Here is an 18,976-nt window from a genome sequence, read left to right on the forward strand (position 1 = left end):
ACGCCTAAGTGGGTAGTGAAGAGCGAGGGTAGGGTGAAACTAGACGAAATTGCACGACTGGCCGGGGTTTCCAGAACCACCGCTAGCTACGTTATTAACGGTAAGGCTAAGCAGTACCGAGTCAGCGAGAAGACCGTTGAAAAAGTCATGGCAGTTGTGCGGCAGCATAACTATCACCCTAACGCGGTGGCAGCGGGTCTACGAGCAGGCAAAACGCGCTCCATCGGTCTGGTTATTCCTGATCTTGAAAATACCAGTTATACCCGTATTGCGAAACATCTTGAACGTCAAGCTCGCCAACAAGGCTACCAATTGCTCATTGCGTGTTCGGAAGATCAACCTGATAACGAAATGCGCTGTATCGAACATTTGTTACAACGTAAGATCGACGCCCTTATCGTGTCAACCTCACTCCCCGCCCAGCATCCCTTTTATCAACATTGCGCAGAACGTCAGCTACCCGTTATCGCTCTGGACCGACCTTTGGACCAGCGGTTGTTTAGCAGCGTAGTGGGGGCGGACCGTGAAGATGCGTTTGCGCTGGCTGAGGCACAACGTCAGCAGTCGATCGATAACATTCTTTTCTTTGGCGCGCTTCCTGAGCTTTCGGTGAGTTTTCTGCGTGAGCAAGGTTTTCGTGAGGCTTGGCTTGATGACGAGCGACAACCGCAATTTTTATACAGTGACAGCTTTGACCGTCAGCATGCGGCGCGACAATTTACGACCTACCTGCAGCAGAATAGCTTGCCTGGCGCGATATTCACCACGTCATTTGCCTTACTTCAGGGGGTAATGGATGCTTGTTTGTCTACCTTAGGCGAGCTGCCCTCGACCTTATCGATCGCGACCTTCGGAGATCATGAACTATTAGACTTTCTTGCTTGCCCCGTGCTTTCGGCAGGCCAGCGTCACCAAGATATTGCTGAGTGTGTGTTGGCGTTAGTATTGAAAACCCTCGAGCAAAGCGATCTTCCGGAATTGGGGATTACCATTATTCGCCGGCATCTACATGCTCGCGGAGCATTAGTCCGTAAAACGCATTCGCAGTGAATCGCCGCTTAATGGTTAGAATTATTGTATAATCATCCCCGAAGTGTTTTAGATCCTAGTGATTTACAAAGTATCTATTCAAATATGGATTATTCCGTATCAGTGGCGCGTCTTCCTGTAAAAATCATTGAGTTAGCTAAATCCCCTCCTACTAATACGATTTTTCACTATAAAAAAAGCTAGAAATAACAGGAAATATTCCGCGGCAATAGTTAAAGCCGCTTGACAAGCTTTTCCTCCGCTCCGTAAACTCGCTTTGTGGGAAAATGTGGGGCAAAGTGGTGTTTTTTTCCAAAGATAAGGGCATATCATGTTCCGTGGGGCCAACCCTGTAAATTTAGACAGTAAAGGAAGGTTTGCGATGCCAGTGCGCTATCGTGAGCAACTTTATGCACTGTCTGAAGGGAATATGGTTTGCACGATTGATATTCACCAACCTTGTTTACTGCTCTATCCATTGCCGGAATGGGAGCGGATTGAGCGTAAATTAGCGAATTTATCATCGATGAATCCAGCCGAACGTCGTATACAGCGGTTACTGCTGGGACATGCGACGGAAGGGCAGCTTGATACTGCGGGACGACTGCTTTTAACGGCCCCTTTACGTACCCACGCCACTTTAACTAAACACATTATGTTGGTCGGCCAATACAATAAATTTGAGCTTTGGGACGAACAGACTTGGTATGACCAAGTCAAGCAAGACATTAAGGCTGAGCAACATGCTCAGGGTGTATTATCTGAGCGTTTGCAGGACTTATCGTTATAATGATGTCTGACAATTTTAAACATACAACCGTACTGCTCGATGACGCCGTCGACGGGCTAAATATTCAGCCAGAAGGTATCTATATTGATGGTACCTTTGGTCGGGGAGGACACTCCCGATTAATCCTCTCTCAGTTGGGCGAAAAGGGTCGCTTGATCGCGATTGATCGTGATCCACAAGCCATCGCTGCAGCGGAACAAATCGATGACCCGCGTTTTTCAATTATTCACGGCCCTTTCTCACAGCTAGGTGACTACGTAGAGTCTTTAGGTTTAGTGGGTAAAATTGACGGGATTTTGCTTGATCTCGGCGTCTCTTCTCCGCAACTCGACGACGCTGAACGTGGATTTTCCTTTATGCGAGATGGACCTCTGGATATGCGGATGGACCCTTCACAGGGAGAGTCTGCGGCGCAATGGTTAATGCGTGCTGCAGAGGAAGATATTGCCTTTGTGATCAAAACTTATGGTGAAGAGAAATTCGGTAAACGTATTGCACGTGCCATCGTGGAGCGTAACCGCTTAGCGCCGATGACGCGAACCAAAGAGTTAGCCGAGGTAATTGCTGCGGCCATGCCGGTAAAAGACAAGCATAAGCATCCCGCGACCCGCAGTTTCCAAGCGATTCGTATCTGGATTAATAGCGAGTTAGAAGAGATCGAACGCGCCTTAGCGTCTTCTATCAAGGCGTTAGCGCCACAAGGACGACTATCGATTATTAGTTTCCACTCTCTCGAAGACCGTCTGGTGAAGCGTTTTATGCGCACCCATAGTCGCGGTGTACAAGTTCCTGCGGGAGTGCCTATGACTGAGGCACAAATACGGGCGCTGGGGGGAAGAGAACTTCGCTCCTTAGGTAAATCGGTACCAGGCCCGGCAGAAGTCGCCGAAAATCCTCGTGCGCGCAGCTCGGTTTTACGCATCGCAGAAAGGAGTGAAGCGTGATCAACAATGAGCGTCATAGCTTACCCGCCGTTATCGGTGGAGATCTGTTACGACATGGAAAACTTCCCATCATCCTCCTTATTGCAGTGTTAGTGACCTCGATTATGGTGGTCATTACCACCCAAAAGACACGTCTGATCACTGCACAGCGTGAACAGATGGTGTTAGAGAAAGACTCATTAGATATCGAATGGCGAAATCTGATCCTCGAAGAAAATGCCTTAGGTGATCACAGCCGTGTGGAGCGTTTAGCGGTGGAAAAACTGCATATGCAGCATGTTGACCCTTCTCAGGAACATATAGTGGTTCAACCATAGGAATAGAAAACTGATGGCCGGCGCAAAAAAAACGCTGAAAACAAAAAAGCAAGAAATCAAAGCCAACTTTATTCGTTGGCGTTTTGCATTGTTATGCGGCGGTATTCTGCTGGCGTTGGTGGGCCTACTTTCTCGTGTAGCATGGCTACAAGTGGTTAAACCGGAACGCCTGGTGAAAGAGGGCGATATGCGCTCACTCCGCGTGCAATCTGTTCCTAGTTCACGGGGGATGATCAGTGATCGTAATGGCCGACCGCTCGCCGTCAGTGTGCCAGTCAGTGCAATATGGGCCGATCCGAAAGAAGTGAATGCACAGGGGGGGATTGGTTACGACAACCGCTGGAAAGCCTTAGCTGATACACTGTCGCTGTCGCTCGATCAACTCTCTTCGCGGATTAATGCTAACCCGAAAGGCCGCTTTGTTTATCTCGCTCGCCAAGTTAATCCGGCGGTCAGCAGTTATATTCAGAAATTGAAGCTACCGGGAATTAATTTGCGTGAGGAATCTCGTCGCTACTACCCTGCGGGGCAAGTTGCTGCGCACCTGATTGGCTTTACCAATATTGATGGTCAAGGGATTGAAGGCGTCGAAAAAAGCTTTGATAAATGGTTGACTGGTACGCCAGGCGCTCGCATTGTGCGTAAAGATCGCCAAGGTCGCGTGATTGAAGATATCTCCTCGACCGACAGCCGCGTGGCTCACAATCTTACCCTGAGCATTGATGAGCGATTACAAGCGCAAGTCTATCGTGAACTGAACAATGCCGTGGCGTTTAACAAAGCGGAGTCGGGGACGGCCGTCCTGGTCGACGTGAATACGGGTGAAGTGCTCGCGATGGCGAACAGCCCGGCTTATAACCCGAATAATCTCAGTAACACGCCACGTGAAACCATTCGTAACCGCGCGATTACCGATATTTTTGAGCCGGGTTCAACCGTTAAACCGATGGTCGTCATGACGGCACTCAAGCGGGGAGTGGTGCATCCTAGCAGTGTATTAAATACCGTACCCTATCGGATTCATGGCCATGAAATCAAAGATGTCGCTCGTTATAATGAATTAACCTTGACGGGCGTATTACAGAAATCGAGTAACGTGGGGGTATCCCGTTTGGCGTTGGCTATGCCGTCTTCTGCGCTGGTCGAAACCTATTCCCATTTTGGACTAGGCCAGCCGACGAATCTTGGCTTAGTCGGCGAAAGCAAAGGCATTTATCCGCACAAACAGCGTTGGTCTGATATTGAACGTGCGACGTTCTCTTTCGGCTATGGATTGATGGTCACGCCGCTACAACTGGCTCGCGTCTACGCCACTATAGGCAGTTACGGTATTGCTCGTCCTCTATCGATTACCAAGGTTTCCCCGCCCGTTGCCGGAACACGCGCTTTCGATGAGGCGACCGTTAAGACAGTTGTTCATATGATGGAAAGTGTGGCACTCCCTGGCGGCGGTGGCGTAAAAGCGGCGATTAAAGGGTATCGGATTGCGATTAAAACCGGGACAGCCAAAAAAGTCGGCCCTGATGGCCGCTATGTTAATAAGTATATTGCTTATACCGCCGGGGTTGCACCGGCCAGCCGCCCTCGATTCGCCTTAGTGGTGGTGATTAACGATCCACAGGGTGGAAAGTACTATGGGGGCGCTGTCTCGGCACCGGTTTTCGGCGCCATTATGGGCGGGGTTCTACGCACAATGAATGTCGAGCCAGATGCACTGGCAACAGAAAATAAAGAACTGACCAGCGAGGGATCAAGTGACCGATCGTAACCTACAAGAGGTATTAGCACCTTGGGTACCTAACGCTCCTGCACTAGCGCTCAAGGAGATGACACTTGATAGCCGTAATGTTCAGGCTGGCGATCTCTTCGTTGCCGTCGTCGGTCACAGCGTGGATGGCCGAAACTATATTTCACAAGCTATTGCTCAAGGGACTGCGGCGGTTGTTGCCGATGCGCAAGATGTCGCGAAAGATGGCGAAATCCGTGAAGTCGAGGGTGTGCCGGTCATCTATCTTGCCCAATTGTCCGAGCGCTTATCCGCGCTAGCCGGGCGTTTCTATGGCCGCCCGGTCGACGATATGCGAATTGTCGGTGTGACGGGAACGAATGGTAAAACCACTATCACGCAGCTGCTGGCACAGTGGGTGACCTTACTCGGTGAATCCAGCGCCGTCATGGGCACAGTAGGTAACGGCCTGTATGGGCAGCTCGTCGAGAGCGAAAATACCACCGGCTCAGCTATCGATATACAGAGAACGCTGGCAGAATTTTCCGCGCAGCATGCCAGTTTAGTGGCGATGGAAATTTCTTCGCATGGTTTAGTGCAGCACCGTGTAGCGGCTCTCTCTTTCTCTGCGGCAATCTTTACTAATTTAAGCCGTGATCACCTTGATTACCATGGTGATATGGAAAGCTACGCTGCCGCAAAATTAGCGCTATTTACTGAACATCAGGTTGGTGTGAGCATTATCAATGCTGATGATGAGGTTGGCCAGCAATGGCTGACTCAGCTGACGGACGCAGTTGCCGTTAGCGCGCGTGGACTGAGCCTTTCGCAACGACATGGCCTGTGGCTTACCGCCACGGCAATCACCTACCGCGAAGACAGTGTGGGGATACAATTCGACTCCGCTTGGGGGGCGGGTGAATGCGTCAGTGCGTTAATCGGAGAGTTCAATGTCAGTAATGTATTATTAGCCTTAGCAACGCTGTTGGCGTTGGGCTACCCCTTGGAGCAATTACTTACCACAGCGTCTCGACTTTCACCTGTCTGCGGACGGATGGAAGTCTTTAAACAGCCGGGACATGCAGTGGCAGTGGTGGATTATGCCCATACGCCAGATGCCCTCCAAAAGGCCTTAGAAGCGGCGCGGCGTCACTGTCAGGGGCAACTTTGGTGCATTTTCGGTTGTGGTGGCGATCGTGATAGAGGAAAACGCCCGCTGATGGGGGCGATCGCCGAGGAATTTGCCGATCGTGTCGTCATCACCGATGATAATCCTCGTAGTGAAGATCCCGCCTCGATTACTCAAGATATTTTGTCTGGACTGATAGATGCCAGCCACGCGCAAGTCATCGCTGGCCGCGCGCAGGCCATCGCTAAAGTCTTTCAACAGGCTACAGCACAAGACATAGTATTGATCGCTGGAAAAGGCCATGAAGATTATCAGATTATTGGCCATCAGCGGTTCGATTACTCAGACCGTGCGACGGTCGCAACTTTATTAGGAACGATGGCATGATCCCAATAACGAGCGAACAACTTGCGCTGATCACTGCAGGTGAGCAGGTTGGGAAAGACGTTACGCTGAATCATATCACCACCGATACGCGTGAGGTGGTCGAGGGTAGCTTATTCGTCGCATTGATCGGTGAACGATTCGATGCACACCAATTCGCAGCGCAAGCTATCAACGCGGGCGCCCGTGCACTACTGGTGAGCCATCGTTTAGAGGTTTCCGTCACGCAAATCGTGGTAGAAGATACACGTATCGCCTTTGGTAAAATCGGGGCGTGGGTGCGTGAACAAGTGCCCGCTAAAGTGGTCGGTCTGACCGGTTCATCGGGGAAGACCTCGGTGAAAGAGATGACGGCGGCAATCTTAAAACAGTGTGGAGAAACCCTTTACACCGCGGGAAATCTTAATAACGATTTCGGCGTACCAATGACCCTTTTACGTCTCACCCCTGAGCACCGCTTTGCTGTGATCGAGATGGGGGCAAATCATCAAGGAGAGATTGCCTACACCACGCATTTAGTGAAGCCAGAAGTGGCGCTGGTCAATAATCTAGCCGCCGCACACTTAGAAGGTTTCGGGTCAATAGAAGGTGTAGCGAAAGCGAAAGGTGAAATTTTTCAAGGCCTGCCGCCGCAAGGTATTGCGATTCTCAATGCGCAAAGTAATGACCGCGATAAGTGGCAACCCGTATTGGCCGATAAGCGAGTCGTAACCTTTTCCGCTGCAGAGCAGGGGAGAGATGACTACTACGCCACAGACATCAAGGTCATGGGAGAGGGAACCGCCTTTCGTTTACACACGCCCCACGGCGCATGTGAGGTCATTCTTCCACTCCCCGGGCAGCACAATATTGCTAACGCACTCGCTGCTGCTGCACTATCACAATCCGTTGGCGCACCGCTTGAAGCTATCAAACAAGGTCTCGCGACATTAACTGCCGTGCCTGGCAGACTCTTCCCGATTAAATTATCTGAATCGGTACTGTTACTCGATGACTCCTATAACGCGAATGTGGGATCGATGACCGCTGCAGCGCAAGTATTGGCCTCGATGCCGGGCTACCGGATTATGATTGCGGGAGATATGGGGGAGCTAGGGAATGATACCGAATCTTGTCACCGTAAAGTGGGTAAAGCGCTGCATCAAGCTGGCGTCGATAAAGTATTAACCGTTGGTCAATATAGCCAGTGGATCGCGCAAGAGAGTCAGGTCGGAGAAATTTTTGCCAGCAAATCGGCCTTGGCAGAGCGGGCGCGTGAATTAATTCAAGAACATCAGGTTGTGACGCTATTAGTGAAAGGATCACGCAGTGCTGCAATGGAAGAAATAGTAATGACATTACAGGAGAAAGACGCATGTTAGTTTGGCTAGCCGAGCATCTGGCTAAATTTTATTCAGGATTTAACGTCTTCTCGTATTTGACGTTTCGCGCCATTGTCAGCTTATTAACGGCTTTATTTATCTCATTATGGATGGGGCCTCGGTTAATTGCATGGCTGCAGAAATTACAGATTGGACAAGTGGTTCGTAACGACGGCCCCGAGTCACACTTCAGTAAGCGTGGTACACCGACCATGGGGGGGATTATGATACTGACCTCCATTACTATCTCGGTGCTGTTGTGGGCTTACCCTTCCAACCCTTATGTATGGTGTGTGTTGGTGGTACTGATCGGCTACGGCATCGTGGGGTTTGTCGATGATTACCGTAAAGTTGTCCGTAAAGACACGAAAGGCCTAATCGCGCGTTGGAAGTATTTCTGGCAATCGGTGATTGCTCTAGGGGTGGCTTTCGCCCTGTATGCAATTGGCAAAGATACGCCCGCGACACAATTAGTCGTCCCTTTCTTTAAAGATATTATGCCGCAGTTAGGTCTGTTCTATCTGTTCCTGACCTACTTTGTCATTGTCGGTACCAGTAATGCCGTCAATCTGACCGATGGGCTGGACGGTTTAGCGATTATGCCAACCGTATTTGTCGCAGCCGGATTTGGGCTAGTCGCTTGGGCAACGGGTAATGTGAACTTTGCGGACTATCTGCATATTCCTTATCTGCGTCATGCGGGCGAGTTAGTCATTGTCTGTACGGCGATTGTTGGCGCGGGACTCGGCTTCTTATGGTTCAATACTTACCCAGCACAAGTGTTTATGGGTGATGTCGGTTCGTTAGCACTCGGCGGCGCATTAGGCACTATTGCGGTACTACTCCGCCAAGAGTTCTTACTGGTCATTATGGGCGGCGTGTTTGTGGTCGAGACGCTGTCGGTGATTTTACAAGTAGGCTCGTTCAAATTACGTGGGCAGCGCATCTTCCGTATGGCGCCTATCCACCACCACTACGAGTTAAAAGGCTGGCCCGAGCCGCGCGTCATTGTGCGTTTCTGGATCATTTCATTAATGTTAGTGTTGATCGGTCTCGCCACCCTGAAGGTACGTTAATTATGGCAGATTACCAAGGTAGAAAGATTGTTATCGTGGGCTTAGGCATCACTGGCCTGTCTTGTGTTGAGTTTTTCTTGGCGCGAGGCGTTGTGCCCAAGGTGAACGACTCGCGTAACAATCCTCCTGGTATCGATAAACTGCCTGAAAAGGTTGAGCGCTGGGTAGGCGACATAAATAAACAGTGGTTATTAGCGGCTGACCTCATCGTTCTCAGTCCCGGTATCGCGCTGTCACATCCCGCGATTAGCGAGGCTGCGGCAGAAGGGATCGAGATTGTGGGAGATATCGAATTATTCTGTCGCGAAGCGCAGGCTCCCATCGTGGCGATCACCGGTTCAAACGGTAAAAGTACAGTGACTAGTTTAGTGGGTGAGATGTCCCGTGCGGCAGGGCGGCAAACCGCGGTCGGCGGAAACATTGGGCTGCCAGCATTGTCATTATTGAACCCCCAGGTTCAGCTCTATGTCCTTGAGTTATCCAGTTTTCAATTGGAAACTACCCATAGCCTTCACGCGAGCGCAGCAACCATTTTAAATGTGACAGAAGACCATATGGATCGTTATCCACTTGGTTTTCAACAATACCGTGCGGCGAAGCTACGTATTTACGAACAGGCTAAGCACTGTATCGTCAACGTCGACGACGCGATGACCATGCCAGTCCGGGGTGTTGATCGCCGTTGCATTAGTTTCGGCGTGACCTTTGGCGACTACCACCTTAATCAGCAACAAGGTCAGACGTGGTTGCGCGCCAAGGGTGAAAAAGTTCTGAATAGCGATGAAATGCACCTTACTGGCCTACATAACCTGACTAACGCCTTGGCCGCGTTGGCGCTAGCGGAAGCCGTTGGCGTGCCTCGTGCCAGTTGTTTAAAAGCATTAACGACTTTCACGGGGCTGCCGCATCGCTACCAGTTAGTCCATCGAAATGCGGGCGTTGAGTGGATCAACGATTCGAAAGCGACCAATGTAGGCAGTACAGAGGCGGCGCTCAAGGGCCTCCAGTGCCAAGGGACGTTGTGGTTACTCCTTGGTGGAGATGGCAAGTCTGCCGACTTTTCCCCTTTAGAGCGGTTAATACAAGGTAACAATATAAAGGTTTACTGTTTTGGCCGAGATGCGGAATTGTTATTCGCGCTACGTCCTGAAATTTCTGTCCACGTCGACACGCTTGAGGATGCCATGCACGCGATCAGTCAGCAGGTGAAGAAAGGGGATGTTGTATTACTGTCGCCTGCCTGTGCCAGTCTCGATCAATTTAAAAATTATGAACAGCGTGGCGAACGATTTGCGGCGCTAGCGAAGGAGTTGGGCTAATGCATATCCCGGGTCTGAGGCTCTTAGGGTGCGGTATTGCTGCGCTTTCAGAACGGATACAAGATTGGGTAATGGGCACACGGGAAAACGATACTTCCTCGGTGGTACTTTATGACCGAACGTTATTATGGCTGACCTTTGGATTAGCGATCATCGGTTTTGTCATGGTGACCTCGGCATCGGTGCCGGTCGGGCAGCGTATGAATGACGACCCCTTCTATTTTGCTAAACGTGATGCTTTTTATCTGGGGCTAGGTTTCGCCATTTCACTGATTACCTTACGCTTGCCCATGTCATTCTGGCAGAAGTACAGCAATGTGATGCTGTTGCTATCAGTCGTCATGCTGTTGGTGGTCTTAGTCGTGGGGAGCTCGGTCAATGGTGCTTCGCGGTGGATTGCCTTAGGGCCGTTACGTATTCAGCCTGCAGAATTTTCTAAACTCTCGCTCTTTTGTTACCTCGCCAGTTATCTGGTGCGTAAGGTTGACGAAGTACGAAGCAACCTATGGGGCTTTTTAAAACCCATGGGGGTCATGGTGATTTTAGCGGTACTACTCCTGGCACAGCCCGATTTAGGAACAGTAATCGTTCTGTTCGTGACGACCTTGGCGATGTTGTTTTTAGCCGGCGCTAAGCTGTGGCAGTTCTTGGCCATCATTGGCTGTGGGTTATTCTCGGTTGTCTTACTGATCATGGTTGAGCCTTACCGGATGAGGCGTGTAACGTCTTTCTGGAATCCTTGGGCCGATCCTTTTGGTAGTGGTTATCAGTTAACACAATCCTTAATGGCATTCGGACGCGGTGAGTTCTGGGGGCAAGGGCTAGGCAATTCGGTACAGAAACTTGAATACCTGCCAGAGGCACATACCGACTTTATCTTCGCGATTATCGGCGAGGAACTTGGCTATTTTGGTGTGGTTCTCGCGCTATTGATGGTATTCTTTGTGGCATTTCGTGCGATGTCGATTGGACGTAGGGCGCTAGAGCTTGATCAGCGTTTTTCTGGCTTTTTAGCCTGTGCGATAGGTGTATGGTTTAGTTTCCAAGCCTTAGTTAACGTGGGGGCGGCGGCGGGTATGTTACCGACCAAAGGTCTGACATTACCGCTTATTAGTTACGGTGGATCGAGCTTAATAATTATGTCCACGGCGATAGTCCTCCTATTGCGTATCGATTTTGAAACGCGCTTAGCGAAAGCCCATGCGGTAACCCGAGGTAAGCGATGAGTAGTAAAAAACTGATGGTCATGGCGGGCGGTACGGGAGGACACGTGTTCCCAGGCTTAGCAGTGGCCCATCAATTAATGGAAGAAGGTTGGGAAGTCCGTTGGCTCGGTACCGCTGACAGGATGGAAGCCGATTTAGTTCCTAAACATGGCATTGCGATCGATTTTATTAAAATTAATGGATTGCGTGGTAAAGGTGTCAAAGCGCTTTTACAAGCACCTTGGCGTATTTTCTCTGCATGGCGCCAAGCCCGAAAAATTATTAAGCAGTGGCAACCCGACATTGTGTTGGGGATGGGTGGCTATGTTTCGGGTCCCGGCGGATTAGCCGCGTGGAGTTGCGGGGTACCCGTCGTTTTACACGAACAAAATGGAATAGCCGGCCTCACTAACCAATGGTTATCTAAAATTGCTCGGAAAGTTATGCAAGCCTTCCCTGGGGCTTTCCCCAATGCAGAGGTGGTGGGTAATCCTGTGCGTAAAGATGTTCTGGCACTGCCTGCACCGACTCTTCGCTTCCAAGAGAGGGGAGGGCCGCTCAGAGTATTGGTGATGGGGGGCAGTCAAGGGGCACGAATCCTCAATCAGCAACTGCCCGATGTCGCACTAGCGCTAGGGGAGAAAATTACGCTTTGGCACCAAACCGGCAAGGGTAACCAAGCGGGGGTAGAGCAAGATTATCGTCAGCGCGGGGAAGGTCATCATAAAATTACTGAATTTATTGATGATGTGGCTGAAGCTTATGCATGGGCTGATGTGGTGGTGTGCCGTTCCGGTGCGCTAACGGTCAGCGAAATTGCGTCAGCAGGGGTCGCAGCAATCTTCGTCCCTTTCCCACATAAAGATCGTCAACAATATTGGAATGCGTTGTCGCTTGAGAAAGCGGGTGCGGCAGTCATATTGGAGCAGCCGCAGTTTACCGCCCAAGCAGTGATAGAGTGTTTGCAAAAGTGGGATCGTGACACACTATTACGTTATGCCGAAAATGCACAGAAGACCGCTGTCCCTGACTCGACACAGCGTGTTGCACAAGCCATCAAAGATATTGTCGCTCATTAATTTAGGGATGAAGAGTTCATCTCTCGTTAGTTATAGGTAAGAAGTTATTCATGAATACTCAACAATTAGCAAAGTTACGCTCTATCGTGCCGGAAATGAGACGTGTGAAGCACATTCATTTTGTGGGCATTGGTGGCGCTGGTATGGGCGGTATTGCTGAAGTGTTGGCCAATGAAGGGTATCAAATTAGTGGGTCTGATTTGGCACCTAACTCGGTAACGAAACACCTGACAGGCCTTGGTGCGACAATCTATTTCAATCACAGCCCGGAAAATATTCAGGGAGTAAGTGTTGTCGTGGTATCCAGCGCGATTGCCGAAGATAACCCAGAGTTAGTGGCGGCAAGAGATTCCCGTATTCCGGTTATTCGTCGTGCGGAGATGCTTGCAGAATTGATGCGTTTTCGTCATGGCATCGCGATTGCTGGAACACATGGCAAAACGACGACGACAGCCATGGTTTCCAGTATTTACGCCGAAGGCGGGCTCGATCCAACGTTTGTTAACGGTGGATTAGTGAAGGCGGCGGGAACTCATGCACGCCTAGGAAGCAGTCGCTATTTGATTGCAGAAGCAGATGAAAGTGATGCCTCCTTCCTGCATTTACAGCCAATGGTAGCCATAGTAACGAATATTGAAGCCGACCATATGGATACTTACCAAGGCGACTTCGAAAATTTAAAACAGACCTTCATTAACTTTTTACACAATCTGCCTTTCTATGGTCGAGCGGTGTTATGTATTGATGATGAGGTGATCCGTGAATTGCTGCCAGAGGTCGGTCGCCACGTTACCACCTATGGCTTTAGTGACGATGCGGACGTTCGAATCGCAGACTATCGACAGCAGGGCGCTACAGGACGTTTCACTGTTTATCGACAGGATAAGCCGGACATTGCCGTGACGCTGAACGCTCCGGGTCGCCATAATGCCCTAAACGCCACTGCAGCCATTGCCGTGGCTACGGAAGAGGGGATTGAGGACTGCGATATCTTAGCCGCGCTGGAGAGCTTCCAAGGCACTGGGCGTCGCTTTGATGTCTTGGGCGAGTATGCCACCGATACGGTGAGTGGTATTAGCGGCAGTGCCATGTTAGTGGATGATTACGGCCATCATCCGACGGAAGTAGATGCCACCATTAAAGCCGCACGAGCAGGCTGGCCAGATAAAAAAGTCGTTATGGTGTTTCAGCCGCATCGCTACACCAGAACCCGCGACTTATTTGATGATTTTGCCAACGTTCTCTCGAATGTTGATGTATTGTTGATGCTGGATGTTTATTCTGCGGGCGAGGCGCCAATTGCCGGGGCAGATAGCAGAGCACTGTGCCGGTCAGTCCGTCTTCGCGGTAAAGTCGATCCTATATTGGTCACTGATCAAGAAGCGCTACTGGAATTTTTGGCACCCACCCTAAGCGGCAATGATCTGGTATTGCTACAAGGTGCGGGTACGGTGGGGCGTATTGCCCGTCAGCTAGCGGAAAACTGGGGAGTGCCAGCGGTTCACGCTGGAGGTTGAGGGACGCGAGCTATCTAGGAGACCCTGTCTGACGTTGATTGGTTTCCAGGATTTAACAACGCCTAAAATGAATGGTGAGAGTTAACGATAATCAATGATGCTGGAATCGATACCCATTAGGCAGTGACCGCTCGCGTAACGCATAGTGATTCACGCGACTTTCAGGTCTTTATGAACAACATCGTTAATAAGAGAAGCGATAATGGAATGGGGGTTATTTAACGTGATTCATTATTCTGACGCGGATAAATGACCAATAATCAGGGATTGACTGTTTTTTAAGCGGTAATAAGGTGTTGGTTGCAATAATTAGTGACAAAATATTGCCATCAATACAGATTCAGACTATTAATGAATTTTATGGTTATAATGCAAAATATCATTCTGATGAGAAACGATATTTTTTCCTTCACCGTACAGTGTTGGTGAAGTGTACGATTAGCGTCATTATGCAGGGTCAGCATGACCAACAATAGGCTGCCAAGGAAGGTAAATATGACTACTCAGCGCGATAGCAAAGGTCAATTTCAGCTGGATAGCGGTAAAACGGTGCGCATTTTGACTGAGTACACTTTACGCCCAATGGCAGCCAAGCAAGCAGAAAATCAGATCACGCTGCTTGTCCAACAGATTCTGGAGTAAACAGACTGATATGTCTCAGGCTGCACTGAATACGAAAAATAAAGAAACGCAAAAACGTTTACGCTCTGGTCGGAGTAATGGCACTCGTCTTTTTGGCGTGGTTTTTCTTCTGGTGGTCGTGGGTACCATCGTGTTTGGTGGAATAGCGGTCGTAAATTGGATGGATGATGTCTCGCGGTTACCGCTCTCTAAGCTCGTTGTGACCGGTGAAAAGCGCTATACCACGAATGATGATGTGCGCCAAGCGATACTCTCATTAGGGCCGCCAGGAACCTTTATGTCGCAAAATGTCGACATCATTCAGCAACAACTTGAAAGGTTACCTTGGATTAAGCAAGTGAGTGTACGGAAACAATGGCCAGATGAATTAAAGATTCATCTGGTTGAATATGTTCCCGTAGCAAGGTGGAATGAGCAGCATGTCGTCGATGCATCAGGTGTTTCATTTACACTGCCTTTCCATCAGGGCGCGCCCAAACAAGATATGCCACTACTTTATGGACCAGAAGGGAGTGAGAAAGAGGTGATGGCGGCTTTCTACCAGATGGCAACAAAATTGCATACGGTACGTTTAACATTGAAAGCCATCGCGATGACCGCGCGCCACTCTTGGCAGCTTATTACTAGCGATGGTATGAGAATTGAGTTAGGAAGAGGGGAGGATGATAAACGGTTACAGCGCTTTATCACTCTTTACCCAGAACTCGTTAAACAGGCACAAGCGGATAATAAGACTATCAGCTATGTCGATCTTCGTTACGATTCGGGCGCCGCAGTTGGATGGGGCCCCGCACCCGTAGACACGCAAACAGGTAATCAGCAACAAACTCAGGCACAGGCTAAACAACAATGATCAAGGCAACGGACAGAAAACTGGTAGTAGGACTAGAGATTGGCACCGCCAAGGTTGCTGCCCTGGTAGGGGAAATTCTGCCCGACGGTATGGTCAATATTATTGGGGTTGGTAGCTGTCCTTCTCGTGGAATGGATAAGGGCGGTGTTAATGATCTTGAGTCAGTTGTAAAATGCGTACAACGGGCAATTGACCAAGCTGAGTTGATGGCAGATTGCCAAATCTCATCTGTTTACCTTTCGTTATCGGGCAAACATATTAGCTGCCAGAACGAAATCGGGATGGTTCCAATTTCGGAAGAAGAAGTCACACAGGATGATGTAGAGAACGTCGTCCATACAGCGAAGTCCGTACGGGTTCGAGATGAACACCGCATATTGCACGTTATCCCGCAAGAATATGCCATCGATTACCAAGAAGGGATTAAGAACCCTGTCGGTTTATCTGGGGTAAGGATGCATGCTAAAGTGCATCTAATTACTTGTCATAATGATATGGCAAAAAACATTGTTAAAGCGGTTGAACGCTGTGGACTGAAAGTTGACCAACTGATTTTCGCGGGGCTGGCTTCAAGTTATGCAGTGCTCACCGAGGATGAACGCGAACTAGGCGTCTGTGTCGTCGATATTGGTGGTGGCACAATGGACATGGCGGTTTATACTGGCGGTGCGTTACGTCACACTAAAGTGATACCTTATGCAGGTAACGTTGTGACCAGCGATATTGCTTATGCGTTTGGTACGCCACCAACGGACGCCGAAGCGATTAAAGTTCGCCACGGATGCGCTTTAGGGTCTATTGTTGGTAAAGATGAAAATGTGGAAGTCCCGAGTGTGGGGGGAAGACCGCCTCGTAGCTTACAACGACAGACTTTAGCCGAAGTCATCGAACCACGTTATACTGAATTACTGAATCTGGTTAATGATGAGATTCTAGAATTACAAGAACAATTGCGCCAGCAAGGGGTTAAGCACCACCTAGCAGCGGGAATCGTACTGACTGGCGGGGCTGCACAGATCGAAGGCTTAGCCGCATGTGCGCAGCGAGTGTTCCATACTCAAGTAAGAATTGGCCAACCGTTAAACATCACAGGATTAACGGATTACGCGCAAGAAGCTTATTACTCTACCGTCGTGGGTCTTTTACATTACGGTAAAGAATCCCATTTGGGAGACGAGGCGGAGTCATCAAAACACTCATCTGTCAGTACGTGGTTCAAAAAATTTAATAGTTGGTTAAAAAAAGAGTTTTAATTTTGATTAAAGAGGATCATCCTAAGCTTACTGAGTGATCCTCTGGCAACAGGCACATAACGGAGAGTAATCATGTTTGAACCTATGGAATTAACCAACGATGCGGTGATTAAAGTCATCGGCGTCGGGGGTGGCGGCGGTAATGCTGTCGAACACATGGTACGTGAGCGTATCGAAGGTGTTGAGTTCTTCGCAGTGAACACGGATGCACAAGCATTACGTAAAACAGCAGTCGGCCAAACAATCCAAATTGGTAATAACATTACTAAGGGATTAGGGGCGGGTGCTAACCCAGAAGTTGGACGTAATTCAGCTGAAGAGGATCGCGAGGCATTACGTGCAGCTTTGGATGGCGCTGATATGGTATTCATCGCAGCAGGTATGGGCGGTGGTACGGGTACCGGCGCAGCACCTGTTGTCGCTGAGGTAGCAAAAGATCTGGGTATCTTAACCGTTGCGGTGGTCACCAAGCCGTTTAACTTCGAAGGCAAAAAGCGTATGGCTTTTGCTGAACAAGGTATCGCTGAACTGTCTAAACATGTCGACTCCCTGATTACTATTCCAAACGACAAGCTACTTAAAGTTTTGGGTCGTGGTATTTCTTTACTTGACGCTTTCGGTGCGGCGAATGACGTGCTTAAAGGCGCTGTACAGGGTATCGCTGAGCTGATTACTCGCCCAGGTCTAATGAACGTCGACTTTGCTGACGTACGGACTGTGATGTCCGAAATGGGTTACGCAATGATGGGCTCCGGCATTGCCTGCGGTGAAGATCGTGCTGAAGAAGCTGCCGAAATGGCAATTTCAAGCCCACTGTTAGAGGATATCGACCTTTCTGGTGCTCGTGGCGTACTGGTTAACATCACCGCTGGCTTCGATCTGCGTCTAGACGAATTCGAAACGGTCGGTAACACCATCCGTGCGTTTGCATCAGATAACGCAACAGTGGTAATTGGTACTTCTCTTGATCCTGAAATGAACGACGAACTACGTGTAACGGTTGTTGCAACGGGTATTGGTATGGATAAGCGTCCTGAAATTACTCTAGTTACCAACAAAAATAACTCACAACCTGTTGTCGATCATCGCTACCAGCAACACGGTTTGACTCCGTTACCTCAAGAGAACAAACCTGCGGCGAAAGTGGTTAACGAGCCAAGTTCACAGCCGAATAAAGAGCCAGATTATCTCGATATTCCTGCGTTCTTACGTAAGCAAGCAGATTAAGATATTACTGAAAATTGGCGACAATCGCTTTTTGTGCTAAAGTGTACGTCCGTTTATGGGGTATATTCCCGTCTGGAAACAGTAATTTTGCGAGATTGATACGATGATCAAACAAAGGACATTAAAACGTATTGTTCAGGCCACTGGCGTCGGTTTACATACCGGCAAGAAAGTGACGTTGAACCTGCGGCCTGCGCCAGCAAATACTGGGGTCATCTATCGCCGCACTGACTTAAATCCACCGGTTGATTTCCCGGCTGATGCTAAATTTGTGCGCGACACGATGCTTAGTACTTGCCTTATCAATGACCAGGGTATCCGTATCTCTACGGTCGAACATCTTAACTCAGCCCTTGCTGGGTTAGGAATTGATAATATTATTGTCGAAGTCGATGCGCCTGAGATTCCTATTATGGATGGCAGCGCAGCACCCTTCGTTTACTTGCTGTTAGATGCGGGTGTCGAAGAGCTAAATAGTGCGAAGAAATTTTTACGCGTTAAGCAAGCTGTGCGTGTCGAAGATGGCGACAAGTGGGCCGAAGTGAAACCTCACAACGGTTTCTCTCTGGACTTTACTATCGACTTTAAGCATCCCGCAATTGACGCAAGTTCTCAGAACTATCGTCTGAATTTCTCTACAGAAGCGTTTATTCGTCAGATCAGCCGCGCACGGACCTTTGGGTTTATGCGTGACATCGAACAATTACAGTCTCGTGGCCTGTGCCTGGGCGGAAGTCTTGACTGTGCGATCGGATTAGACGACTTCCGTGTCTTGAACGAAGAAGGTCTACGTTTCGATGACGAGTTCGTTCGTCACAAAATGTTAGATGCGATCGGTGATTTGTTTATGTGTGGTCACAACATGATTGGTGCATTCTCTGCATACAAATCTGGCCATGGTTTAAACAATCAATTACTGCAAGCGGTCTTAGCAAATCAGGAAGCTTATGAGTGGGCAACCTTCGAAAGTGAAGCTGAGATCCCGCAGGCGTTTAAACTGAAAAACTTCGTCCTCGCATAATATAATTATTACGGTTAACGCCGTAATATCAGACGGGCCATGCTGATTACTCTCCGTTCAGCTGGCTCGTTTTTTTTTGTATAAAATCTACGCGGTTGATGGCT

17 protein-coding genes are annotated in these 18,976 nt (G+C 49.3%); all 17 read left to right on the plus strand.

Annotated elements, in window-relative coordinates:
• Positions 1-33: 33 nt before the first annotated feature.
• The 17 genes from cra (at position 34) to lpxC (ending at position 18,872) form a co-directional block, all read left to right on the plus strand.
• Positions 34-1,050, plus strand: a complete 1,017-nt coding sequence (gene cra, locus BMX14_RS02320; RefSeq protein ID WP_092672140.1) for a catabolite repressor/activator — start codon at positions 34-36, stop codon at positions 1,048-1,050.
• A 310-nt stretch (positions 1,051-1,360) separates the two neighbouring features.
• Positions 1,361-1,819, plus strand: coding sequence for a division/cell wall cluster transcriptional repressor MraZ (mraZ, locus tag BMX14_RS02325; RefSeq protein ID WP_092672143.1), 459 nt, complete (start codon positions 1,361-1,363; stop codon positions 1,817-1,819).
• 2 nt (positions 1,820-1,821) lie between these two features.
• Entirely contained in the window at positions 1,822-2,763 is a 942-nt protein-coding gene (gene rsmH / locus BMX14_RS02330) for a 16S rRNA (cytosine(1402)-N(4))-methyltransferase RsmH (RefSeq protein ID WP_092672461.1), read from the plus strand.
• Positions 2,760-3,080 (plus strand): cell division protein FtsL, encoded by a 321-nt coding sequence (gene ftsL, locus BMX14_RS02335; protein WP_092672146.1) that lies wholly within the window; start codon positions 2,760-2,762, stop codon positions 3,078-3,080. Before rsmH ends, ftsL begins: the two co-directional genes overlap by 4 nt.
• Before the next feature lie 13 nt (positions 3,081-3,093).
• On the plus strand, positions 3,094-4,848 hold the full coding sequence (ftsI, locus tag BMX14_RS02340; protein WP_092672149.1) for a peptidoglycan glycosyltransferase FtsI: 1,755 nt from the start codon (positions 3,094-3,096) through the stop codon (positions 4,846-4,848).
• Positions 4,835-6,322: a UDP-N-acetylmuramoyl-L-alanyl-D-glutamate--2,6-diaminopimelate ligase gene (murE, locus tag BMX14_RS02345; protein WP_092672152.1), complete on the plus strand. Its 1,488-nt coding sequence runs from the start codon at positions 4,835-4,837 to the stop codon at positions 6,320-6,322. Before ftsI ends, murE begins: the two co-directional genes overlap by 14 nt.
• The gene (gene murF / locus BMX14_RS02350) at positions 6,319-7,680 is read left to right on the plus strand and encodes a UDP-N-acetylmuramoyl-tripeptide--D-alanyl-D-alanine ligase (protein WP_092672155.1); all 1,362 of its coding nucleotides are present in this window, start codon (positions 6,319-6,321) and stop codon (positions 7,678-7,680) included. Before murE ends, murF begins: the two co-directional genes overlap by 4 nt.
• Positions 7,674-8,756, plus strand: coding sequence for a phospho-N-acetylmuramoyl-pentapeptide-transferase (mraY, locus tag BMX14_RS02355; RefSeq protein ID WP_092672158.1), 1,083 nt, complete (start codon positions 7,674-7,676; stop codon positions 8,754-8,756). Before murF ends, mraY begins: the two co-directional genes overlap by 7 nt.
• 2 nt (positions 8,757-8,758) lie before the next feature.
• A complete protein-coding gene (gene murD, locus BMX14_RS02360; RefSeq protein WP_092672161.1) occupies positions 8,759-10,075 on the plus strand; it encodes a UDP-N-acetylmuramoyl-L-alanine--D-glutamate ligase in 1,317 nt (438 codons plus the stop codon).
• Positions 10,075-11,301, plus strand: coding sequence for a cell division protein FtsW (ftsW, locus tag BMX14_RS02365; protein WP_092672164.1), 1,227 nt, complete (start codon positions 10,075-10,077; stop codon positions 11,299-11,301). The genes murD and ftsW overlap by 1 nt, the downstream gene beginning before the upstream one ends.
• The gene (gene murG / locus BMX14_RS02370; RefSeq protein WP_092672167.1) at positions 11,298-12,359 is read left to right on the plus strand and encodes an undecaprenyldiphospho-muramoylpentapeptide beta-N-acetylglucosaminyltransferase; all 1,062 of its coding nucleotides are present in this window, start codon (positions 11,298-11,300) and stop codon (positions 12,357-12,359) included. The genes ftsW and murG overlap by 4 nt, the downstream gene beginning before the upstream one ends.
• Before the next feature lie 50 nt (positions 12,360-12,409).
• Complete coding sequence (gene murC, locus BMX14_RS02375; RefSeq protein ID WP_092672170.1) at positions 12,410-13,876, plus strand: UDP-N-acetylmuramate--L-alanine ligase; 1,467 nt, start codon at positions 12,410-12,412, stop codon at positions 13,874-13,876.
• A gap of 495 nt (positions 13,877-14,371) precedes the next feature.
• Entirely contained in the window at positions 14,372-14,518 is a 147-nt protein-coding gene (locus tag BMX14_RS16520; protein ID WP_177173067.1) for a hypothetical protein, read from the plus strand.
• Between the two features lie 10 nt (positions 14,519-14,528).
• On the plus strand, positions 14,529-15,371 hold the full coding sequence (gene ftsQ / locus BMX14_RS02380; RefSeq protein ID WP_092672172.1) for a cell division protein FtsQ: 843 nt from the start codon (positions 14,529-14,531) through the stop codon (positions 15,369-15,371).
• Positions 15,368-16,624 carry a cell division protein FtsA gene (ftsA, locus tag BMX14_RS02385; RefSeq protein WP_092672175.1) on the plus strand — a complete coding sequence of 419 codons (1,257 nt, stop codon included), beginning with the start codon at positions 15,368-15,370 and terminating at the stop codon, positions 16,622-16,624. Before ftsQ ends, ftsA begins: the two co-directional genes overlap by 4 nt.
• A gap of 72 nt (positions 16,625-16,696) precedes the next feature.
• A complete protein-coding gene (gene ftsZ / locus BMX14_RS02390) occupies positions 16,697-17,851 on the plus strand; it encodes a cell division protein FtsZ (RefSeq protein WP_092672178.1) in 1,155 nt (384 codons plus the stop codon).
• Positions 17,852-17,954: 103 nt separating this feature from the next.
• Positions 17,955-18,872 (plus strand): UDP-3-O-acyl-N-acetylglucosamine deacetylase, encoded by a 918-nt coding sequence (gene lpxC, locus BMX14_RS02395; protein ID WP_092672181.1) that lies wholly within the window; start codon positions 17,955-17,957, stop codon positions 18,870-18,872.
• Positions 18,873-18,976 lie beyond the last annotated feature (104 nt).

The organism is Rosenbergiella nectarea (assembly GCF_900111105.1).
GTDB lineage: Bacteria > Pseudomonadota > Gammaproteobacteria > Enterobacterales > Enterobacteriaceae > Rosenbergiella > Rosenbergiella nectarea.

Coding starts and splice junctions, on each gene's coding strand:
- mraZ (WP_092672143.1), top strand. CDS start 1,361: ATGTTCCGTGGGGCCAACCCTGTAAATTTAGACAGTAAAGGAAGGTTT.
- rsmH (WP_092672461.1), top strand. CDS start 1,822: ATGTCTGACAATTTTAAACATACAACCGTACTGCTCGATGACGCCGTC.
- ftsI (WP_092672149.1), top strand. CDS start 3,094: ATGGCCGGCGCAAAAAAAACGCTGAAAACAAAAAAGCAAGAAATCAAA.
- murF (WP_092672155.1), top strand. CDS start 6,319: ATGATCCCAATAACGAGCGAACAACTTGCGCTGATCACTGCAGGTGAG.
- mraY (WP_092672158.1), top strand. CDS start 7,674: ATGTTAGTTTGGCTAGCCGAGCATCTGGCTAAATTTTATTCAGGATTT.
- murD (WP_092672161.1), top strand. CDS start 8,759: ATGGCAGATTACCAAGGTAGAAAGATTGTTATCGTGGGCTTAGGCATC.
- ftsW (WP_092672164.1), top strand. CDS start 10,075: ATGCATATCCCGGGTCTGAGGCTCTTAGGGTGCGGTATTGCTGCGCTT.
- murG (WP_092672167.1), top strand. CDS start 11,298: ATGAGTAGTAAAAAACTGATGGTCATGGCGGGCGGTACGGGAGGACAC.
- murC (WP_092672170.1), top strand. CDS start 12,410: ATGAATACTCAACAATTAGCAAAGTTACGCTCTATCGTGCCGGAAATG.
- BMX14_RS16520 (WP_177173067.1), top strand. CDS start 14,372: ATGACTACTCAGCGCGATAGCAAAGGTCAATTTCAGCTGGATAGCGGT.
- ftsQ (WP_092672172.1), top strand. CDS start 14,529: ATGTCTCAGGCTGCACTGAATACGAAAAATAAAGAAACGCAAAAACGT.
- ftsA (WP_092672175.1), top strand. CDS start 15,368: ATGATCAAGGCAACGGACAGAAAACTGGTAGTAGGACTAGAGATTGGC.
- ftsZ (WP_092672178.1), top strand. CDS start 16,697: ATGTTTGAACCTATGGAATTAACCAACGATGCGGTGATTAAAGTCATC.
- lpxC (WP_092672181.1), top strand. CDS start 17,955: ATGATCAAACAAAGGACATTAAAACGTATTGTTCAGGCCACTGGCGTC.